This window comes from Kitasatospora sp. NPDC003701, assembly GCF_053587085.1.
Genome location: NZ_JBSFNM010000021.1, coordinates 1 through 19,657 on the forward strand (window position 1 = coordinate 1; position 19,657 = coordinate 19,657).

Annotated in this window: 16 protein-coding genes; 5 read left to right on the forward strand and 11 right to left on the reverse strand. The window is 73.8% G+C overall.

All coding sequences use genetic code 11. The annotated features are described in order from the left end of the window. Both ACWDRR_RS20920 and ACWDRR_RS20925 read right to left on the reverse strand, forming a co-directional pair. Positions 1-833 (reverse strand): inositol monophosphatase family protein (locus ACWDRR_RS20920; protein ID WP_449773758.1); only part of this gene is annotated, 833 nt, incomplete at its 3' end. A gap of 47 nt (positions 834-880) precedes the next feature. Further along, a complete protein-coding gene (locus tag ACWDRR_RS20925) occupies positions 881-2,023 on the reverse strand; it encodes a ferrochelatase (RefSeq protein WP_449773671.1) in 1,143 nt (380 codons plus the stop codon). Positions 2,024-2,150: 127 nt separating this feature from the next. Between ACWDRR_RS20925 and ACWDRR_RS20930 the strand changes: the two genes are divergently transcribed. Both ACWDRR_RS20930 and ACWDRR_RS20935 read left to right on the forward strand, forming a co-directional pair. After that, positions 2,151-3,407: an MFS transporter gene (locus ACWDRR_RS20930; protein WP_449773672.1), complete on the forward strand. Its 1,257-nt coding sequence runs from the start codon at positions 2,151-2,153 to the stop codon at positions 3,405-3,407. A gap of 114 nt (positions 3,408-3,521) precedes the next feature. Beyond that, entirely contained in the window at positions 3,522-4,844 is a 1,323-nt protein-coding gene (locus tag ACWDRR_RS20935) for a D-arabinono-1,4-lactone oxidase (protein ID WP_449773673.1), read from the forward strand. A gap of 33 nt (positions 4,845-4,877) precedes the next feature. Here ACWDRR_RS20935 and ACWDRR_RS20940 read toward each other — a convergent pair whose 3' ends face one another. Continuing rightward, positions 4,878-5,750, reverse strand: coding sequence for a hypothetical protein (locus ACWDRR_RS20940; RefSeq protein WP_449773674.1), 873 nt, complete (start codon positions 5,748-5,750; stop codon positions 4,878-4,880). A gap of 517 nt (positions 5,751-6,267) precedes the next feature. Between ACWDRR_RS20940 and sepH the strand changes: the two genes are divergently transcribed. Next, entirely contained in the window at positions 6,268-7,344 is a 1,077-nt protein-coding gene (gene sepH, locus ACWDRR_RS20945) for a septation protein SepH (protein ID WP_387883721.1), read from the forward strand. Between the two features lie 81 nt (positions 7,345-7,425). Here sepH and ACWDRR_RS20950 read toward each other — a convergent pair whose 3' ends face one another. Then, entirely contained in the window at positions 7,426-8,286 is an 861-nt protein-coding gene (locus tag ACWDRR_RS20950; protein ID WP_449773675.1) for a sulfurtransferase, read from the reverse strand. A 154-nt stretch (positions 8,287-8,440) separates the two neighbouring features. Between ACWDRR_RS20950 and ACWDRR_RS20955 the strand changes: the two genes are divergently transcribed. Then, positions 8,441-9,196 carry a VOC family protein gene (locus ACWDRR_RS20955; protein ID WP_449773676.1) on the forward strand — a complete coding sequence of 252 codons (756 nt, stop codon included), beginning with the start codon at positions 8,441-8,443 and terminating at the stop codon, positions 9,194-9,196. 6 nt (positions 9,197-9,202) lie between these two features. Here ACWDRR_RS20955 and ACWDRR_RS20960 read toward each other — a convergent pair whose 3' ends face one another. The 4 genes from ACWDRR_RS20960 to ACWDRR_RS20975 form a co-directional block, all read right to left on the reverse strand. After that, a complete protein-coding gene (locus ACWDRR_RS20960; RefSeq protein ID WP_449773677.1) occupies positions 9,203-9,859 on the reverse strand; it encodes a thymidine kinase in 657 nt (218 codons plus the stop codon). A 33-nt stretch (positions 9,860-9,892) separates the two neighbouring features. After that, entirely contained in the window at positions 9,893-11,077 is a 1,185-nt protein-coding gene (locus ACWDRR_RS20965) for an alkaline phosphatase family protein (RefSeq protein ID WP_449773678.1), read from the reverse strand. Positions 11,078-11,115: 38 nt separating this feature from the next. Further along, entirely contained in the window at positions 11,116-11,715 is a 600-nt protein-coding gene (locus tag ACWDRR_RS20970; protein ID WP_329489885.1) for a DUF5998 family protein, read from the reverse strand. A gap of 94 nt (positions 11,716-11,809) precedes the next feature. Next, on the reverse strand, positions 11,810-14,734 hold the full coding sequence (locus tag ACWDRR_RS20975; protein ID WP_449773679.1) for a bifunctional acetate--CoA ligase family protein/GNAT family N-acetyltransferase: 2,925 nt from the start codon (positions 14,732-14,734) through the stop codon (positions 11,810-11,812). A gap of 220 nt (positions 14,735-14,954) precedes the next feature. On the opposite strand from ACWDRR_RS20975, the gene ACWDRR_RS20980 reads away from it, so the two are divergent. Next, positions 14,955-15,236 carry an HPr family phosphocarrier protein gene (locus ACWDRR_RS20980; RefSeq protein WP_380575344.1) on the forward strand — a complete coding sequence of 94 codons (282 nt, stop codon included), beginning with the start codon at positions 14,955-14,957 and terminating at the stop codon, positions 15,234-15,236. A gap of 74 nt (positions 15,237-15,310) precedes the next feature. On the opposite strand, the gene ACWDRR_RS20985 is transcribed toward ACWDRR_RS20980, so the two are convergent. The 3 genes from ACWDRR_RS20985 to ACWDRR_RS20995 form a co-directional block, all read right to left on the reverse strand. Then, a complete protein-coding gene (locus ACWDRR_RS20985; protein WP_449773680.1) occupies positions 15,311-16,504 on the reverse strand; it encodes an RtcB family protein in 1,194 nt (397 codons plus the stop codon). A 295-nt stretch (positions 16,505-16,799) separates the two neighbouring features. Then, on the reverse strand, positions 16,800-18,191 hold the full coding sequence (locus tag ACWDRR_RS20990; RefSeq protein ID WP_449773681.1) for a M16 family metallopeptidase: 1,392 nt from the start codon (positions 18,189-18,191) through the stop codon (positions 16,800-16,802). Beyond that, positions 18,188-19,558 carry a M16 family metallopeptidase gene (locus ACWDRR_RS20995; RefSeq protein WP_449773682.1) on the reverse strand — a complete coding sequence of 457 codons (1,371 nt, stop codon included), beginning with the start codon at positions 19,556-19,558 and terminating at the stop codon, positions 18,188-18,190. Before ACWDRR_RS20995 ends, ACWDRR_RS20990 begins: the two co-directional genes overlap by 4 nt. Positions 19,559-19,657 lie beyond the last annotated feature (99 nt).

The following is a 19,657-nucleotide window of genomic DNA, read 5'->3' on the forward strand; positions in this document are numbered from 1 at the left end:
TCTCCGCGACCGCCACCGAGCCCTGGGTGCTGGTGGCCGCCCGGTTGCTCCAGGGAGCCGGGGCCGGCCTCGTCAACTCCCAGATGATCGGCACCGGCCGCCACGGTCAGCTCGCCGTCCGGCCCCCCTCCGGGGCGGCCGCCGACCAGGGCGCCGGCCTCGGTCGCGATCAGGCAGCCGGCCGCCCGGTCCCAGGGGGCCAGCCCGCGCTCGTAGTAGCCGTCCAGGCGCCCGGCCGCGACGTCGCAGAGGTCCACGGCGGCGGCCCCGCCCCGGCGGATGTCACGGACCTCCGGCATCAGCGCGAGCAGCACCTCGGCCTGCCGGACCCGCACCGACTGCACGTAGTTGAAGCCGGTGGCGATCAGCGCCTGCCCCCACGGCGGGGCCGGGCGGGCCGTCACCGGGCGGCCGTCCAGCAGGGCGCCCCGCCCCAGCACCGCCTGGAAGAGCTCGCCGCGCTCCGGGGCGTACACCACGCCGACGACCGCCCGGCCGTCCAGCTCGGCGGCCACGCTGACGGCCCAGGAGGGCAGTCCGTAGAGGTAGTTGACGGTGCCGTCGAGCGGGTCGACGACCCACCGGACGCCGCTGGTGCCGGGCCGCTCGGCCCCCTCCTCGCCGAGGTAGCCGTCGTCCGGGCGGCGGGTGCCGATCAGCTCCAGGACGAGCTTCTCGGAGGCGAGGTCCATCTCGGTGACCACGTCGACCGGGCTGCTCTTGGTGCCCGCCACGCCCAGGTCGGCGGGCCGGTTGTCGCGCAGCAGGGCGCCGGCCCGGCGGGCGGCGTCCAGCGCGACGTCGAGCAGTTCGTCGAGCAGGGCATCGGGCAGGTCGTCGGGCAGTCCGGGGCTGGGCACGGGATCTCCTCGGGACGGGGTCAGCGCTCGGCGGCGGCCGGGCGGGGGGCGCGCGGGTTCGGGCAGCAGGCCACCGCGCACACGTCGTGGCTGGGGCCGAGCGCACCGAGGGCGCAGCGGGTCACCGGTGCGCCCCGCTCGGCGGCGGCCCGCTCCAGGACCAGCTCCCGCACGGCGGCGGTGAACCGGGGGTCGGCTCCGACGGTGGCCGCGCGGGCGACGGGCAGGCCGAGCTCGGCGGCCTTGGCCACCGCCTCGGTGTCCAGGTCGTACTTGACCTCCATGTGGTCGGAGACGAAGCCGATCGGGACCATCACGACGGCGGGCGCGCCGTCCGCGTGCTCCGCCTCCAGGTGGTCGCAGATGTCGGGTTCCAGCCACGGGGTCTGCGGGGCGCCGCTGCGGCTCTGGAAGACCAGCTCCCAGGGCCGGTCGGCGACGCCGGTCCGCTCGGCGACGGCCGTCACGATCAGCCGGGCGACGTCCAGGTGCTGGGCGACGTAGGCGCCGCCGGGCCGGCCGCGGGCCGGGTCGTCCGGGGCGCCGGAGGTCTGCGCCATGGTGTCCGGGACGGAGTGCGTGGTGAACGCCAGCCGGGCGCCGGTCCGCACCTCCTCGGGCAGCCGCGCCAGCGCGGCCAGGGTGGCGTCGATCATCGGCTCGACGAAGCCGGGGTGGTTGTAGAAGTGCCGGAGCTTGTCGACCCGCAGCTCGGGCAGTCCCTCCTCGGCCAGCCGCGCCAGCGCGTCGGCGAGGTTCTCCCGGTACTGCCGGCAGCCGGAGTAGCCGGCGTAGGCGCTGGTGGCGAGGACGGCGACGCGGCGGTGCCCGTCGGCGGCGAGCTCGCGCAGGGTGTCGGTCAGGTAGGGCGCCCAGTTGCGGTTGCCCCAGTAGACCGGGAGGTCGAGTCCGTGCTCGGCGAAGTCCTTGCGCAGCGCGGCCAGCAGCTCGCGGTTCTGCTCGTTGATCGGGCTCACGCCGCCGAACATGAAGTAGTGCTTGCCCACCTCCTTGAGCCGCTCCTTCGGGATGCCGCGCCCCCTGGTGACGTTCTCCAGGAAGGGGACGACGTCCTCGGGGGCCTCGGGCCCGCCGAAGGAGAGCAGCAGCAGGGCGTCGTAGGGAGCGGCCCCGGAGGGGGAGGGATTGCGCACGTCGGACATGGGACCGATCCTGCCATTGAGGGGCCGGACCTCGGTGGCGGGGCCGCACCGGTGTCCGGAAAATACTGTTTGCCAAGGTACGTAAGCTGTGTAGTCCAGCCTCGTTCCTTACCCCCGCGGAGCTCCCGTGCTGTCCAGCTACCGCCAGATATTCGCCGCCCCCGGCAGTCTGGCCTTCTCCACCACCGGCTTCGTCTCCCGGTTGCCGATCTCCATGACCGGGATCGGCATCGTGACCATGCTCTCCCAGCTGAGAGGCTCCTACGGGGTGGCGGGCCTGGTCTCGGCGACGCTGGCGGTGTCCGCCGCCGTGCTCGGGCCGCAGGTCTCCCGGCTGGTGGACCGCCACGGACAGCGCCGGATCGTCCTGCCGGCCACCGCGATCACCGTCGTGGCCGCCGTCGGCCTGCTGCTCTGCGCCCGCCTGGAGGCGCCGGACTGGACGCTGTTCCTCTTCGCGGCCGGCATGGGCGTGATGCCGAGCACCGGCGCGATGGTCCGCGCCCGCTGGGCCCACCTCTACCGGGACGACGCGCCCAAGATGCACACCGCGTACTCCTTCGAGGCCGTGGTCGACGAGATCTGCTTCATCGTCGGCCCGATCCTGTCCATCGGCCTGGCCACCGCCGTCTTCCCGGAGGCCGGCGTCCTGCTCGCCGGGCTCTTCCTCACGGTGGGCGTGGTGCTGTTCGCCGGGCAGCGCTCCACCGAGCCCCCCGTCCACCCCGCCGCCCGGCACGCCGGCAGCTCGGTGATCCTCAACCGCGGCCTCCAGGTGCTGATCCTGACCTTCGTCGCCACCGGTGCGATCTTCGGCTCGGTCGAGGTCGTCACCGTCGCCTACTCCGAGGCCCAGGGCCACAAGCCGGTCGCCAGCGTGATCCTGGCCCTGTGGGCCTTCGGCTCCTGCCTGGCCGGCGTGGTGTTCGGCACCCTCCGGCTCAAGGGCTCGATGGCCGCCCGGTTCTTCGGCGGCGTCCTGTTCATGGCCCTCAGCATGGTGCCGCTGCTGCTGGTCGCCGAGTCGGTGCAGGGCGTGGGCGGGCTGATGGCGGTCGGCGCCGCCCTGCTGGTCGCCGGCATCGCCATCTCCCCCACCCTGATCACCGCGATGGCCCTGGTCGAGCGGCTCGTGCCGGCCTCCCAGCTCACCGAGGGCATGACCTGGACCACCACCGGGCTCGCCCTCGGCGTCGCCCTCGGCTCCTCCGCCGGCGGCTGGGTGGTGGACGCCTCCGGCGCCGCCGCCGGTTACTGGGTGCCGGTGACCGCCGGGGTGTTCGGCGTGCTGACCGCCCTGATCGGCCTGCGGCGCCTCGGGGCCGGCCTGGCCGCCGCCGAGGCCGGGCCGCCGGCCGCCCAGACCGTAGACCTCGAACGGTGAACTGACTAATCTCCTCCCTACTCGCGGGGCCTACCCGCGGGTAGGGACCCCTGGGGCGGTCGCGCCGCCCCGGAGCGCGCCGAACACGTTCGGCCACGGAGCAGGAGGCACCGCATGCCCCAGGCCAGTACCGCACCCCGTACCCGCTGGACCAACTGGGCCGGCAACCAGAGCGCCCACCCCGCCAAGGTGGTCACGCCCGGCACGGCGGAGGAACTGGCCAAGGAGATCACCCGGGCCGCGGGGCAGGGGCACACCGTCAAGGCGGTCGGCTCCGGCCACTCCTTCACCGCGATCGCCTCGGCCGAGGGCGGCGTCCTGGTCCGCCCGTACGCGATGACCGCCGTCCGCTCCATCGACCGCGAGGCCGGCACGGTCACCGTCGAGGCCGGCCTCCCGCTCGCCCGGCTCAACCGCCTGCTGGCCGCCGCCGGGCTCTCGCTCACCAACATGGGCGACATCGAGGTGCAGACGGTGGCCGGCGCGACCAGCACCGGCACCCACGGCACCGGCCGGGACTCGGGCTCGCTCGCCGCCCAGATCCGGGCCCTGGAGATCGTCCTCGCCGACGGCAGCGTCCGGCACTGCTCGCCCACCGAGGACCCGCGGCTCTTCGCGGGCGCCCGGCTCGGCCTCGGCGCGCTCGGCGTGATCACCGCGGTGACCCTCGCCGTCGAACCGGCCTTCCTGCTCACCGCCCACGAGCAGCCGATGCGCTTCGACGAGGTGCTCGACCGGCTCGACGACCTCACCTCGGTGAACGAGCACTTCGAGTTCTACTGGTTCCCGCACACCGACCGCTGCGCCACCAAGCGCAACAACCGCAGCCAGGGTCCGGCCGCCCCGCTGCCCCGGTTCAAGGGGTGGCTGGAGGACGACTTCCTCTCCAACACGGTCTGGGAGGGCGCCTGCCGGGTCGGCCGGCGCTTCCCCCGCAGCGTCCCGACCATCGCCTCGCTGGCCAGCCGCGCCTGGTCGGACCGCAGCTACACCGACACCGCCCACAAGGTGTTCACCAGCCCGCGCAAGGTCCGCTTCATCGAGATGGAGTACGCCGTGCCGCGCGAGGCCCTCGCCGAGGTGCTGCGCGAGCTCAGGTCCCTGATCGAGCGCTCCGAGTGGAGGATCAGCTTCCCCGTCGAGGTCCGGTTCGCCCCCGCCGACGACCTCTGGCTCTCCACCGCGAGCGGCCGGGACACCGCCTACATCGCCGTCCACCTCTACCGGGGCACGGCCGAGCAGGGCTACTTCACCGAGGTGGAGAAGCTGATGACCGCCCACCGGGGCCGCCCGCACTGGGGCAAGCTGCACACCCGTGACGCCGGCTACCTCGCCGGGGTCTATCCGCACTTCGCCGACTTCACCGCGCTGCGCGACGAGCTCGACCCGCAGCGCGTCTTCGGCAACGACTACCTGCGGCGGGTGCTGGGCGCCTGACCGCCGCCGCCCGGCCGGGCGGCACGACGGAGGTCAGCCGCCGGCCGGGCCGGTCGGCGCGGCGGCCGCCGGGGAGGCCCCGGCCGGTGCGCCGCTCGGGGCCGGCGGCTGCGGGGTCGCCGTGCCGGCCGGCTTCGAGGCGGTCCCGGTCGGCGCGGCCGGTGAGGTGGAGGCTCCGGCGGACGGATCCGCCGACGGCGTCCCGCTCGGGCCCGCCGAGGGCGAGGCCGTGCCGCTGCTCCCCGCGCCCGGGCTCCCGCCCGGGGCGGCCGGCTGCGAGGCCGCACCGCTCCCACCGGCCGACGGCGAGGGCGACGCACTGCCCGGGCCCCGTGACGGAGTGCCCGCCGGCCCGCCCGAGGGATCGGCCGCCGGCGGGTCGGACGGCTTGGGCGCGACGGTGCCGCCCAGCGAGGTGCCGCTGCCCGACTCCCCCTTCACCGTCGCCGACACCGGCTGCCCGGTCGCCAGCTCGAAGGCGAGTATCGGCGTCATCGCCAGTACGAAGACCAGCGCGGACATCGCCGCGTACGACTTCCACGTCCAGCGTCGACGCGCCCGGACCACCTGCGGCGCGTTCCAGTCCGGGGAGATCACCGGCGCCCGCGTGTCGGAATCCGGCACCTGGCGCAGCCCGTTCACCGCCGGCCCGGGGCCGGTTCGGTCCACCGCCTCGCGCAGCTGCTCGCCGGTGCGCCGGAAGATGTGCTGGAACACCGCACCACCGGTGGTCGCGCCGACACTGACCACCGCGGCACCCAGAATGGTTCCGTAGACGCCGAGTTCGGAGGCGAGCAGGGCGCCCACCACGGTGGCCAGCGCACTCGCCGCGACCTGAGCCACACTCAGGTCAATTCGCCTGCGACCTTCCTTGCCGCCCTCCTCGGCGGGCTTCTGCTCCGGCATCGACATCCCTCGGTCAGTACGACTGGTCTTCGAACAAGTCACTCCATCTTGCCCAAAGAAGGACACAAGGGTCGAAAATGCGGTTCTGTGCGGGAGATATATGTGAAGATGATCACCGTGCTTCGGTCGGCCGTCGGCCATTGGGGGTGCGCGCTCTTGAGATTCCCGTGAATCGCGGGAGACTTGAGCGGCGAGCCGCCCCTTTGGATGCCACGAATGGAGTACTGTTCGTAAAGCCTGAGCCTTGGGTCGACTTGTCGACTGCCTATCAAGCGGCAGATTGACAAAGAGCCACGGCGCAGGCACGCACGGCGACGCCCGTCCCGGATCGTCGCGTCACTGCGCGTGCGAGGGACGGCCGGGACACCCAGGCGCGACGTCGACGGATGACGTGGCAAAAAGGCAACCGTGCCACAGCGGTGTGACCGGGCGTAAGCCCGACACGCCGGGGAACTCAGCAAGGTTGTGGCCAGTCGCGAGCGGGCAGGCCACACTCAGTACGGGAGCAGCGACGCAGGTGACGTCGGCAGGCACCACCCGGGAGGTAACCGTGCCCGAACTGCGGGTTGTGGCCGTCAGCAACGACGGCACACGGCTGGTGCTCAAGGCCGCCGACAGCACGGAGTACACCCTCCCCATCGACGAGCGGCTGCGCGCCGCCATCCGTGGTGACCGTCCGCGCCTCGGCCAGATCGAGATCGAGGTCGAGAGCCACCTCCGCCCCCGGGACATCCAGGCGCGGATACGAGCCGGTGCCTCCGCCGAGGAGGTCGCGCAGGCGGCCGGCATCTCCGTGGACCGGGTCCGCCGCTTCGAAGGGCCGGTGCTCGCGGAGCGCGCCTTCATGGCCGAGCGGGCCCGCAAGACCGCGATCCGCCGCCACGGCGAGTCCTCCGGACCGCAGTTGGGCGAGGCCGTCGCCGAGCGGCTCGCGCTGCGCGGCGCCGAGAAGGACACCGAGCGCTGGGACTCCTGGCGGCGCGACGACGGCACCTGGGAGGTCATCCTCTACTACCGTGCCGACGGCGAGGGCCGCAGCGCGTCCTGGACGTACGACCCGCCGCGACGCCTGGTCCAGCCGAACGACGACGAGGCCCGCGCGCTGATCGGCGAGAACGTCGAGCGCGAGGAGGAGTCGGTCTTCCCGTTCATCCCGCGGATCGCCCGGCTCCCCCAGGAGCGCCCGCCGCGCCCGATGATCGACCGGCCCTCGGCCGACCGCATCATGTCCTCCCGCGAGGTGCGGGAGTCCCGTGAGGCCACCGCCGAGTCGCGCGACTCGCTGACCAGCCTGCTCGACGTCGTCCCCGCCTTCCGGGGGGACCTCGCGGTGGGCCCCGCCCCGATCGAGCCGGTGCTGCCCGCCGAGGTCGCCGAGGAGACCGAGGAGCCTGCCGCCGCCGCACCCGCGGTCGGCGCGGGCTCGGCGTACGCGGACATCCTGATGCCGCGCGCGGTCGCCCCGCACCGGGAGCGACTGGTCGGCACCACCGACCGGCAGGCCGAGGCGGACGGTGTCCGGCCCGGGCGCCGCGCCACCGTGCCGAGCTGGGACGAGATCGTCTTCGGCAGCCGGCGCAAGAAGCAGGAGTAGGACCGCAGGATTCGCGGTGGGGGCGGGAGGCCGGTCGGCCTCCCGCCCCCACCGCGTCGTACCGCCCCGGACCGGCCGGGGTCAGCCCGGCTGGTCGGTGACCGCCACCGGGCGGCTCGCGTCGCTCGACCACTCGCTCCACGAGCCCGGGTACAGCGCGGCCGGCAGCCCGGCCACCGCCAGGGCGAGGATCTGATGGGCCGCCGTCACCCCCGAACCGCAGTACACCGCGGTCTCCCGCTCGCCCGCCCCCAGCGCGCGGAACCGCTCGGCCAGCTCGGCGGCCGGCCGGAACCGCCCGTCCGGGCCGACGTTCTCGGTGGTCGGCGCGGAGAGCGCCCCCGGGACGTGACCGGCCCGCGGGTCGATCGGCTCGGTCTCGCCGCGGTAGCGCTCCCCCGCCCGCGCGTCCAGCAGCAGACCGGTCCGGGCCAGCGCGGCCGCACCGTCCCCGTCGACCGTCGGCAACTGCCCGGGCACCGGCTTGAAGTCGCCCGGCTCCGGCGCCTCGACCTCCGTGGTCACCGGCAGCCCGGCCGCCTGCCAGGCGGCGAACCCGCCGTCCAGCACCCGCACGTCCGGATGGCCGGCCCAGCGCAGCAGCCACCAGGCACGGGCCGCCGCCAGCGAGGTCGCACCGTCGTACACCACCACCGGGCGGTCGGCACGGACCCCGAGCCGCCGCAGCGCGGCGCCGAACTCCTCCGGGTCGGGCAGCGGGTGACGGCCACCACGGCCGGGCGGCCCGGGCGGGGCGGCGAGGTCGGTGTCCAGCGCGACGAAGAGCGCGCCGGGCAGATGGCCGGCCGCGTAGTCCTCGACGCCCGGCGGGCCACCGAGCTGCCAGCGCACGTCGAGCAGCACCGGCGGGCGCTGCGAGGCGAGCGCCTCGCGCAGGCCGGCCACCGAAACCAGCGGGGAGTCATCGTGAGAGGTCGTCATGGCGGTCATTCTCGCGCAGCACCACCAACTCGACGCTCTTTGTGCGGTCTTTGCCGGACTTTCCGCGCGGCCCGAGGGTTCGACGCGCGCCAGGGTGGAACCATCACCCTCACGTGCGCAGCTCCCTGCGCCGACCGCCCGTGAGGAGGCCCGCATGCCCGCGGTGACACTCCGGCTGGCCCAGGGCACACCGTGCTGGGTCAGCCTGATGACCGACGACCTGGCCGGCGCCCGCGCGTTCTACGGCCGGCTGCTCGACTGGACGTACACACCCGGCCCCACCGAACTCGGCGCCTACGTCCGGGCCGAGTCGGGCGGCGCCCCGGTCGCCGGCCTCGGCGTCGCCTCGGTGCCCGGCTTCCCGGTGCAGTGGACCACCTACTTCGCGGTCGACAGCGCCGACCGGACGGCCCAACTGGTGCGCGAGTGCGGCGGAACGGTGGCGGTCGGACCGCTCCAGGCCGAGCGCGCCGGGCGGCTGGCGATCGCGGCCGACGTCTCCGGCGCGGCCTTCGGCCTCTGGCAGGGCGAGGAGCACCTCGGCCGCGAGGCCGGCCCGGAGCCCGGCGGACCGGCCTGGGCCGAGCTGCTCACTCCGGACGAGACGGGCGCGGCGGTCTTCTACGGCGCGGTGCTCGGGCGGCCGGTGGCACCCGCCGGCGCCGAGTCCGCCCTGCTGGTGGACGGCCGGCCGGTGGCGGGCATCCGGCACGGCGCCGAGCTGCGCGGCCACCCACCGCGCTGGCGGGTCCACTTCGCCGTCCAGGACGTCGAACTGACGGCCCGTCGCGCCGTCGCGCTGGGCGGCCGGGTGCTGGTGGAGCCGCACCGGAGCGGGCGCGGCCCGGTGGCCCGGCTGGCGGACCCGCAGGGCGGGCACTTCTCGGTACTGCAGACGGGGCTCCGGTAGGAGCCGTCAGGCCTGCTGCTCCTCGAAGGGCAGCACGTCCGGGGAGAGCACCGAGACGCGGGCGGTGGCGGCGGTCAGCCGACGGCGGTGGTGGCGGCGGCAGAGCACCTCGTAGCCGACCTCGTCCTCGCGCACCGAGATGTCGCCGATCACGACCTGGGCGCCCTCGACCACCATCACGCCGCCCACCGTGCGGGCGTTGTGGGTGGCCCGCGCGCCGCACCAGCAGAGCGCCTCGACCTGCAGCACCTCGACCCGGTCGGCCAGTTCGATCAGCCGCTGGGAGCCGGGGAACAACCGGGTCCGGAAGTCGGTGGTGATGCCGAACGTGAAGACGTCGATGCCGAGTTCGTCCACGACCCGGGCCAGCTGGTCGACCTGCTCGGCGGCGAAGAACTGGGCTTCGTCGCAGATCAGGTAGTCCACCCGGCCGCCGGCCGAGAGCCGGTGCACGACGTGGGCGTGGAAGTCGAAGTCGTCCGGCACCTCGACCGCCTCGGCGCGCAGGCCGAGCCGGCTGGAGATGGTGGCCGCGCCGGCCCGGTCGTTGCGGGTGAGGATGATCCCCTGCCGGCCGCGGGCGGCGTGGTTGTGGTCCATCTGGAGCGCGAGCGTCGACTTCCCGCAGTCCATCGTGCCCGAGAAGAACACCAGTTCAGCCATGGGTGGTGCAAAGGCCTTTCACATCGGGGAGGTTCACGAGCGGACCTCGAGCAGGGGCACGAACTGCTCGACCGGGGTCATCGAGCCGTGCAACCCGATCATCGCGGACTCGCCGGGCTCGTTGCGGGAGGCGATCACGGCGATGTCGTCCCGGGCGGCGGCGACCACGTCGCCGATCCGCAGGTGGACCCGCTCGTCCACCGAGGGCCCGAACCAGCCGGCGGCGATCGCCTCGTCGCGGGTGGCCACCCACATCCGGTCACCGAGCACCTCGCTCCAGACCGTGTACACATCGGCGGCCGCGCCCGGCACCGCGTACACGTGCCGGGCCCGGCCCTCGCCGCCGAGCAGGGCGACGCCGGCGCCCAGCTCCCAGTCCTCGTCGAAGTCGATCCGGTCCTCCGGGGCGATGTCGATCATGCCGTGGTCGGCGGTGACGTACATCGCCGAGCGCGGCGGCAGCTGCTCGGCCAGGCGCCGGGCGAGCCGGTCCACCGCGTCCAGCGTCATCCGCCAGTCGTCGGAGTCCACGCCGAACCGGTGCCCCGCGCCGTCCAGTTCGCTCACGTAGGTGTAGACGAGGGCGCGGTCGTGCTCGGCCAGCCAGCGGGCCGCCCGGTCCATCCGCTCCTCGCCGGTGGTGCGGCCGAGGAAGGAGCCGCCCGAGAGCGCCACCCTGGTCAGCGGGGTCTGCGCGAACAGCGGCGAGGAGACCTGGGCGGTCGCCACCCCGGCGGCGTGCGTCTGCTGGAACACCGTCGGGTACGGCTGCCAGGTGCGCGGGTCGACCGGCGGCTGCCAGCGCAGCTGGTTCATCAGGTGGCCGGCGCCCGGCACCGCCACCGTGTAGCCGACCAGACCGTGCAGGCCGGGCGGGGTCCCGGTGCCCACCGAGGCCAGCGAGGTGGCGGTGGTGGACGGGAAGCCGGCGGTCAGCGGGCGGCCGGTGCCGCCGAGCGAGCTGCCCGCCAGCGAGGAGAGGAACGGCGCGTACTCGGGGTGGCGCAGCAGCAGCTCCCAGCCGAGGCCGTCGACCAGGAACACCACCACCCGGTCGGCCGGCGCGATCGGCAGCGTGGCGGTGAAGCCGGGTACGCCGAGCCCGGCCGCCACCGAGGGCAGCAGGTCGCAGAGCGAGCCGCCGCCGTACGGCGGTGCCGGGGCGGTGGCGGGGTCGAGGATCTCGAAGGCGTCGTGGCCGTGGGGTGCGAAGGACATGGCTGAGAGGCTGACTTCCTGGCTTCCGGTGCGTCCGCTCAGACCCGCGGGCCGTTGCTGATCGTGGCGTCGGAGAGCGCGCGGGCGAACACCAGGGCCTGGGCGACCGTCTCCGGGCCGTCACCCGCCTCACTGACCCGAAGTGACAGGTCGTCAGCGGTCGCCGAACCGGTGTAGCCGTGATCGGCCTCGCAGTTCGGGTCCGAACAGCCGGCCGGCTCCAGGTCCAGGCGCTGCACGGCACCCCAGCCGATGGTCAGCACGACCTCGCGCGGCAGCGTGCCGGGGGTGTAGGTCTCCGGGTTGGCGACCATCCGGCTCACCACGACCGAGCCGATCCGGTCGAGCCGGACGCTCTCGGTGGACGTGGTCGCGTAGGGCACCGCGGGGCCGGCCTCGCCGCCGGACTGCTCGTCGGTGTGGCTCACCACGAAACGGGTCGGGGTCAGCACCAGCACCGTGACGTGCCGGCGCACCTCGTTGGCGTCGAAGGTGGTCTCCTGGTGCACCAGGTAGGAGCTGATCGGCTCGGGACCCACCGCGGACTCGACCGCCTCGGACACCAGGGCCGGGTAGTAGCCGCTGCGCTCGATCGCCGAGCGCAGGTCCTGAGTGGTGGTGGTACCGGTCTTCGCCATAACTCCATCCTGGCATGGTCCGCCGACGAAGCGGGCGGCGCGGCGCCGAGCTTCCGGACAACAGCGCCCCCGGGCAGGGCGCAACCAAGGAAGGTTACAGCGTGCTCATCGCGCGCGGGCCCAGATCGCTGCGGACGGGCAGGGGAGCGATCCGCACTCGCGCCCCCAGGATCGCCAGTCCGTGCGGGGCGACGACCACGGGTTCGAGGTCCACCGAGGCGACCTCCGGAAGGTCGTCCACCAGCCGCGACACCCGCAGCAGCAGCTCCTCCAGCGCGCCGGTGTCCACCGCCTCGGCGCCCCGCCAGCCGAACAGCAGCGGCGCCGCCCGGACCTCGCGGATCAGTCCGGCGACGTCCTGGTCGGTGGCGGGAACGAGTCGGTGGGCGACATCACCGAGCAGTTCGGCGGGGGCGCCGGCCAGGCCGAAGGAGAGGATCGCGCCCACCGCCGGGTCGACGGTGGCGCCGATCACGGTGTCCACGCCGCGCGGGGCCAGCCGCTGCACCACCAGCTCGGCCTGGGCGGCCCCGCCGAGCAGCGCGTCCAGCTCGCGGTGGGCCCGGCGCAGCCCCGGCTCACCGGTCAGGTCGAGGCGGACGCTGCCGAGGTCGGGGCGGTGGCGCAGGTGCGGGGCGGTCGCCTTGAGTGCCACCGGGTAGCCGAGCGTCGTGGCGGCCCGGACGGCCGCCTCCTCGTCGGGCGCGGGCAGGGTCGGGGAGACGTCGATGCCGTAGTGGGCGAGCAGCGCGGTGGTGTCGGCGTCCGGCAGCGTGATCGGCGCGCCGCCGGGCTGGGTGCGGGCGAGGAGGGTGCGGCGCGTGGCGCCGCGGGTGAGGGTGGTGGTGGGCGACGGGCGGGCCGCGGTGCGGGTGCTGAGCGCCGCCTCGACCAGGCCGCGGGCGGCGCCCTCGTCGATCCGGTCCAGCTCCGGGACGCGGGCGGTCTCCTCCGCCGCGGCCGTCCGGCGGCGCCACCCGGCGTAGTGGACGGCGTGCGCGAGGGCCCGGACGGCCCGCTCCGGCGCCGGGTAGGCGGGGATGCCACCCGGGCGCAGCCTGCTCGGCAGGTCCGTCAGCGCCAGGTGGGCGAGCACCAGCGGCTTGCCCAACTCCCGTGCGCGCTCGCCCGCTTCGAGCAGGGCGGCGGCGATCTCGGGGTCGTCGGAGCCCATCTCCGGGTCGTCCGGGCCGGCCAGCCGGCCCCCCATGAACGCATGCGCGGAGGTGCCGATGGGCGGGATGGCGACGGCGATCACCGCGTCCACGCCCGGGTCTTCGAGCGCCACGTCCAGCGCGATCCGGAAGTTCTCACCGGTGGCGGCGGTGGTGAGGTCGACGGGGGTGCGGGGGCGCAGGCCCGCGCTGAGGCAGGCGTCGTGGGTGAGCAGTCCGAGCGAGTCGGAGTTGCCGACCACGGCGACCCGGTCACCGGGCGGCAGCGGCTGGAGGGCGAGCAGCTCCCCGGTGTCGTACAGCTCGGTGATGGTCTCCACCCGGGTGACGCCGGCCTGCTGGAAGAGGGCGTCCACGGTGGCGTCGCGCAGCCCGCTGGCGGTGACCGGGACGGCGTGGCCGGGCGGCAGGCTGCCGGTGTGGCGGGCGCCCTTGACCACCACGATCGGCTTGACGGCGGCGAGCCGGCGGGCGATCCGGGTGAACTTGCGGGGGTTGCCGAAGGACTCCAGGTAGAGCAGCACCACGTCGGTGGCCGGGTCCTCCGCCCAGTACTGGAGGAAGTCGTTGCCCGAGACGTCGGAGCGGTTGCCGACCGAGGCGAAGGAGGAGATGCCCAGGCCCCGGCGGTGGGCGGCCTCCAGCAGGGCGACGCCGATCGCGCCGGACTGGCAGAAGATGCCGAAGCCGCCGCGCTGCGGCAGGACGGGGGCGAGCGAGGCGTTGAGCGGGAGATCGGGGTCGGTGTTGATCAGGCCGAAGGCGTTCGGGCCGATCACCCGCATACCGGCCGCCCGGGCCTGGCGGACCAGTGCGCGCTGGAGGTCGCGACCCTCCGGGCCGGTCTCGGCGTACCCGGCGGTGACCACCACCAGGCCCTGCACGCCGTGGGCGCCGCAGTCGGCGACGGCGGCGGGAACGGCGGCGGCCGGGACGGCGACCACGGCCAGGTCCACCGGGCCGGGGATCTCCAGGACCGAGCGGTGCACCGGGACCCCGTCCAGCTCGGTGCCGGGCGGGGCGTTGCGGTTCACCGCGTAGACGCGGCGGTCGTCACCGCCGGGCAGCCCGCCGAGCAGGTCGCGCAGGATCGCCCGGCCGACGGTCTGCGGGTGGCGGGAGACGCCGATCACGGCGACCGAGCGCGGGGTGAGCAGCCGCTGGACGGAGCGCGCCTCGGCCCGGTGCTCGCGCGCCCGCATCACGGCGAGCGAGGCGGCGGTCGGCTCCAGGTCGAACTCCAGGTGGACCACGCCGTCCGCGAAACTGCGGTGCTGGGTGTAGCCGGCGTCGGTGAAGACCTTCACCATCTTGCGGTTCTCCGGCAGCACCTCGGCCTGGAAACGGCGGATGCCGCGCTCCTGGGCGACCGCGGCGATGTGCTCCAGCAGGGCGGAGGCGACGCCGCGGCCCTGGTGGGCGTCCTGCACCAGGAACGCCACCTCGGCGTCGGTACCGGTCTCGGAGGGGCGGCCGTCGGCGTCGATCCGGTCGTAGCGGACGGTGGCGATGAACTGGTCGCGGATCACCACGGCGAGGCCGACCCGGTTCACGAAGTCGTGGTGGGTGAAGCGGCGGACGTCCTTGTCGGAGAGCCGCGGATAGGGCGCGAAGAAGCGGAAGTACTTGGACTGGTCCGAGACCTGCTCGTAGAACTCGACCAGCCGGCCGGCGTCGCCGGGCGTGATCGGCCGGATCCGGGCCGTGCCGCCGTCACGCAGCAGGATGTCGGCCTCCCAGTGCTGCGGGTAATCCGCGTCCTGGTCCGGCCGACGCTGCGGACCCGGCTGGTTCTGCGGATCCTGCGGGTTCTGCTCGGGGCTCGGTACCGCGGAGTCGTCCACATTCGTCAGGTTATCCGGCGGCGAGCCGAATGGCGCCGGAGGTGTCCTCGCGGGAGGGTGGACACGGCCACTGGCCGGGGGTTATGCCCCCGAAAGAAACAATCACAAGTCCTGAACGCGGCGGCTCGAAGGGGTTGCCTGCGTGCAACACTGGTCTAGACAACATGGCCGTACCCCCCTGTATCCGGCCATGACCAGCTTCACCGGAAAGGCACGTCTCATGGCTGAGCGCCGCGTCACCATCGGTTGGGCCGAGGGCCTGCACGCCCGTCCCGCCTCCGTCTTCGTCCGGGCCGTCACGGCCACCGGCGTGCCGATCACCATCGCCAAGCCCGGCGGCAACCCGATCAACGCCGCCTCCATGCTCGGCCTGCTCGGCCTCGGCGCCCAGGGCGGCGAAGAGGTCATCCTCGCCTCCGACGCCGAGGGCGCCGACGAGGCCCTGGACCGCCTCGCCAAGCTGGTCCAGGAGGGCCTCGACGAGCTGCCGGCCGCTGCCTGAGCACCGTCACGAGAAGGGGGGCACCGCCGCGGCGGTGCCCCCCTTCCGCATGCCCGGGGTGCTTGAGCAGCCCGTCAGCCCTTGACGCAGACGACCTGCTTCAGGTGGGCCACGACCTCGACGAGGTCCTTCTGCTGCTCGATGACCTTCTCGATCGACTTGTACGCACCGGGGATCTCGTCCACGACGCCGCTGTCCTTGCGGCACTCCACGCCCTTGGTCTGCTCGACCAGGTCCTGCGTGCTGAACCGCTTCTTCGCGGCGGTGCGGCTCATCTTGCGGCCGGCGCCGTGCGAGGCCGAGTTGAACGCCGCCTCGTTGCCGAGGCCGCGGACGATGTAGGAGCCGGTGCCCATCGAACCGGGGATGATGCCGAAGTCGCCGGAGCCGGCCCGGATCGCACCCTTGCGGGTCACCAGCAGGTCGACGCCGTCGTACCGCTCCTCCGACACGTAGTTGTGGTGGCAGCTGATCACCTCGTCGAAGGTGACCTTCGCCTTCACGAACTCACGGCGGACGACGTCCTGGAAGAGCGCCATCATCACCGCACGGTTCTTCTTGGCGTACTCCTGCGCCCAGAAGAGGTCCTCGCGGTAGGCGGCCATCTGCGGGGTGTCCGAGATGAAGACCGCGAGATCGCGGTCGACCAGCCCCTGGTTGTGCGGCAGCGACCGGGCGACGCCCATGTGGTGCTCCGCCAGCTCCTTGCCGATGTTCCGGGAGCCGGAGTGCAGCATCAGCCACACCACTCCAGTGCTATCGACACACACTTCTATGAAATGATTTCCTCCGCCGAGCGTTGCCATCTGCTGCATGGCCCGCTCGCGGCGCCACTTGACCTCGTGGGCCACCCCGTCGAAGCGCTCCCAGAAGTCGTCCCAGCCCGCCGTGGCGAAGCCGTGGAGCTTCTTCGGGTCGACCGGGTCGGTGTGCAGACCGCGGCCGACCGGAATGGCCTGCTCGATCTTCGAGCGCAGCCGCGAGAGGTCGTCGGGCAGGTCCTTGGCGGTCAGCGATGTCTTGACCGCGCTCATCCCGCAGCCGATGTCGACGCCCACCGCCGCCGGGCAGACGGCGCCCTTCATCGCGATCACGGAGCCGACCGTGGCGCCCTTGCCCAGGTGGACGTCCGGCATCACGGCGAGGCCGTGCAGCCAGGGCAGCGAGCTGATGTTGCGCAGCTGCTCCATGGCCTGGCCCTCGACGGTGGCCGGGTCGGTCCACATCCGGATCGGGACGCGGATTCCGGGTACCTCGGTGTACGACATGGTGGAACGACCTCCAAAGGTCGGCTGGATCAAGCCTAGGTGGGGTGCCGCGCGAAGAGTCCCGGTGCGGCTCGGGGAAGTTCGGGGGTGGGGTTCAGACGCCCCTGGCACAGAGGGAGTACGGCCTTGGGGAGCGTCGTATGGTTCGCTCGACCCGCATGGTGACCGCCTCCTCTCGTACGTGTGTGCCGTTGCCGGGGATATCTACCCACGCGGCCTCCGGGGCCCGCAAGGGAATTAAACGGAAGGGCCCGGCGGAGCGGAGTGCTCCACCGGGCCCGGCCCACCGGGGGTGTCAGGCGGTGACCACGGTGACCTCGCCGATGCCCAGCGCGCGCACCGGGTCGGCGATCGTGGCGGCGTCGCCGACCAGGACGGTGACCAGCCGGTCCGACGGGAAGGCCGCGACGACGGCCTCGGTGGCGGCGGCCGTCGGCAGCTCGGCGAGCTTGCGGTAGACCTCGGCCTGGTAGTCGTCCGGCAGGTTCTGCTCGACCTGGTCGGCCAGGGTGCCGGCCACCGAGCCCGCGGTCTCGTACTTCAGCGGGGCCACGCCGACCAGGAACTGCACGGCCTCGTCGCGCTCCGCGTCGGTGAGGCCTTCGGCGGCGAGGGTGCGCAGGATGGTCCAGGTGTCGGCGAGCGCCGGGGCGGTGGACGCGGTGTCCACCGAGCCGCTGATCGCGATCAGCGCGCGGCCGGAGCCGTCCGCGGCGGAGCGCAGCGGCTGGGCGAAGGCCCGGACGCCGTAGGTGTAGCCCTTCTCCTCGCGCAGGACGCGGTCCAGGCGGGAGGTGAGGGTGCCGCCGAGGCAGTAGGTGCCGAGGATCTGGGCGGCCCAGGCGGGGTCGTGGCGGTCGGGGCCGATGCGGCCGATGAGCAGCTGGGTCTGGACCGAGCCGGGCCGGTCGACGATGACCACGCGGCCGGTGTCGTCGGCGGCGACCGGGGCGTGCACGGTGGGCTCGGCGGTGGTGCCGGTCCAGGCGCCGAGGGTGGTCTCCAGGAGCGCGGGCAGGTCGGTGCCGGTGAGGTCGCCGACCACCACGACGGTGGTGGTGGCGGGGCGGACGTGGGCCTCGTAGAAGGCCTTGACGGCGGCCCGGTCGATGGCCTTGACCGTCTCGGCGGTGCCGCCGCGGGGGCGGGAGAGGCGGTCGGCGCCGTCGAAGAGCTCGGCGTAGAGGGCCTTGGCGGCGCGGCGGGCGGGGTTGGCCTGCTCGTGGACGAGCTCGTCGAGCCGGTTGGCGACCAGGCGCTCGATCTCGTCGTCGGGCAGGGCGGGCGCGCGCAGCGCGTCGGCGAGCAGGCCGAGGCCGCGCTGGAGCCGGGAGGCCGGGACCTCCAGGGAGACCCGGAGGCCGGGGTGGTCGGCGTGCGCGTCGAGGGTGGCGCCGGCACGCTCCAGCTCGGCGGCGAACTCCTCGGCGGTGAGGGTGTCGGTGCCCTCGTTGAACGCGCGGGCGAGGATGTTGGCGATGCCGTCGAGGCCCTCGGGTTCGGCGGCGAGCGGGACGTCGAGCTGCACCTCGACGGCGACGAGCTGCTGGCCGGGGCGGTGGCAGTGCAGCACGGTGATGCCGTTGCCGAGGGCGGCGCGCTCGGGGGCGGGGAACGCCCACGGGCTGGCGGTGCCGGGCTGGGGCTGGGGGTGGAACGTCATGGCGGGGACGTAGTCGGTGCTCATGCGGCAGCGCCCTCCTCTTCGGTGGTGGCGGCGGTCTCGTCGGCGTCGGTGTCGTCGGCGGTGGTGGGCTCGTAGACCAGGACGGCCCGGTTCCGCGGGTGCAGGCGGGCCTGGGCGACGGCCTGCACCTCCTCGGCGGTGACGTCGAGCACCTTGGGGAGGGCGCTGCCCAGCAGCTTGGGGTCGCCGAACAGGACGGCGTAGCGGCAGAGTTCGTCGGCGCGGCCGGAGACGGTGGTGAGCCGGTCGAGCCACTCGCGCTCGATCTGGGCCTGGGCGCGCTCGAGTTCGGCGGCGGTGGGGCCCTCCGCGGCGAAGCGGGCGAGCTCCTCGTCGACGGCGGCGTCGATCTGCTCGATGGTGGCGTCGCCGGAGGTCTTGACGTCGAGCCAGCCGAGGCTGGGGGCGCCGGCGAGGCGGAGCAGGCCGAATCCGGCGGCGACGGCGGTGCGGTCGCGGCGGACGAGGCGGTTGTAGAGCCGGCTGGACTCGCCGCTGCCGAGGATGGTGAGGGCCAGGTCGGCGGCGTCGGCCTCGCGGGTGCCGTCGTGCGGGAGGCGGTAGGCGGCCATCAGGGCACGGGACGGGACGTCCTCGTGGATGTGCTCGCGGATCTCCCGGCCGAAGGTGTCGGGGAGGGTGCCGTCGCGCGGGGGCTGCTTGCCGTCGTGGCCGGGGATGGAGCCGAAGTACTTCTCGACCCAGGCGATGGTCTGCTCGGGGTCGATGTCGCCGACCACGGAGAGGACGGCGTTGTTCGGCGCGTAGTAGGTGCTGAAGAACGCCCGGGCGTCCGCCAGGGTGGCGGCGTCGAGGTCGGCCATGGAGCCGATGGGGGTGTGGTGGTACGGGTGGCCGTCGGGGAAGGAGAGCGCGGTGAGCTTCTCGAAGGCGGTGCCGTAGGGGACGTTGTCGTAGCGCTGGCGGCGCTCGTTCTTGACGACGTCGCGCTGGTTCTCCATGGACGTCTCGTCCAGGGCGGCGAGCAGCGAGCCCATCCGGTCGGCCTCCAGCCAGAGGGCGAGCTCCAGCTGGTGGGCGGGCATGGTCTCGAAGTAGTTGGTGCGCTCGAAGCTGGTGGTGCCGTTGAGCGAGCCGCCGGCGCCCTGGACCAGCTCGAAGTGGCCGTTGTTCGAGACGTTGGCCGAGCCCTGGAACATCAGGTGCTCGAACAGGTGGGCCAGACCGGTGCGGCCCTTCACCTCGTGGCGGGAGCCCACGTCGTACCAGAGGCAGACGGCGGCGACCGGGGTCAGGTGGTCCTCGGAGAGGACGACGCGCAGGCCGTTGGCCAGGCGGTGCTCGGTGATGGCGATGGCAGCGCCAGTTCCTCCGGTGGAGGCGGATGCGGGGGCCGGGTTGGCCATGCGCTCGGGTCCTTCCCGTCGTCGATGTCGGGGGTTCGTGTGGCGTCCCCCATTGTGGTGCAACGCGGGGAGGGCTCGGATGTGTCCGCGCGGACCGGG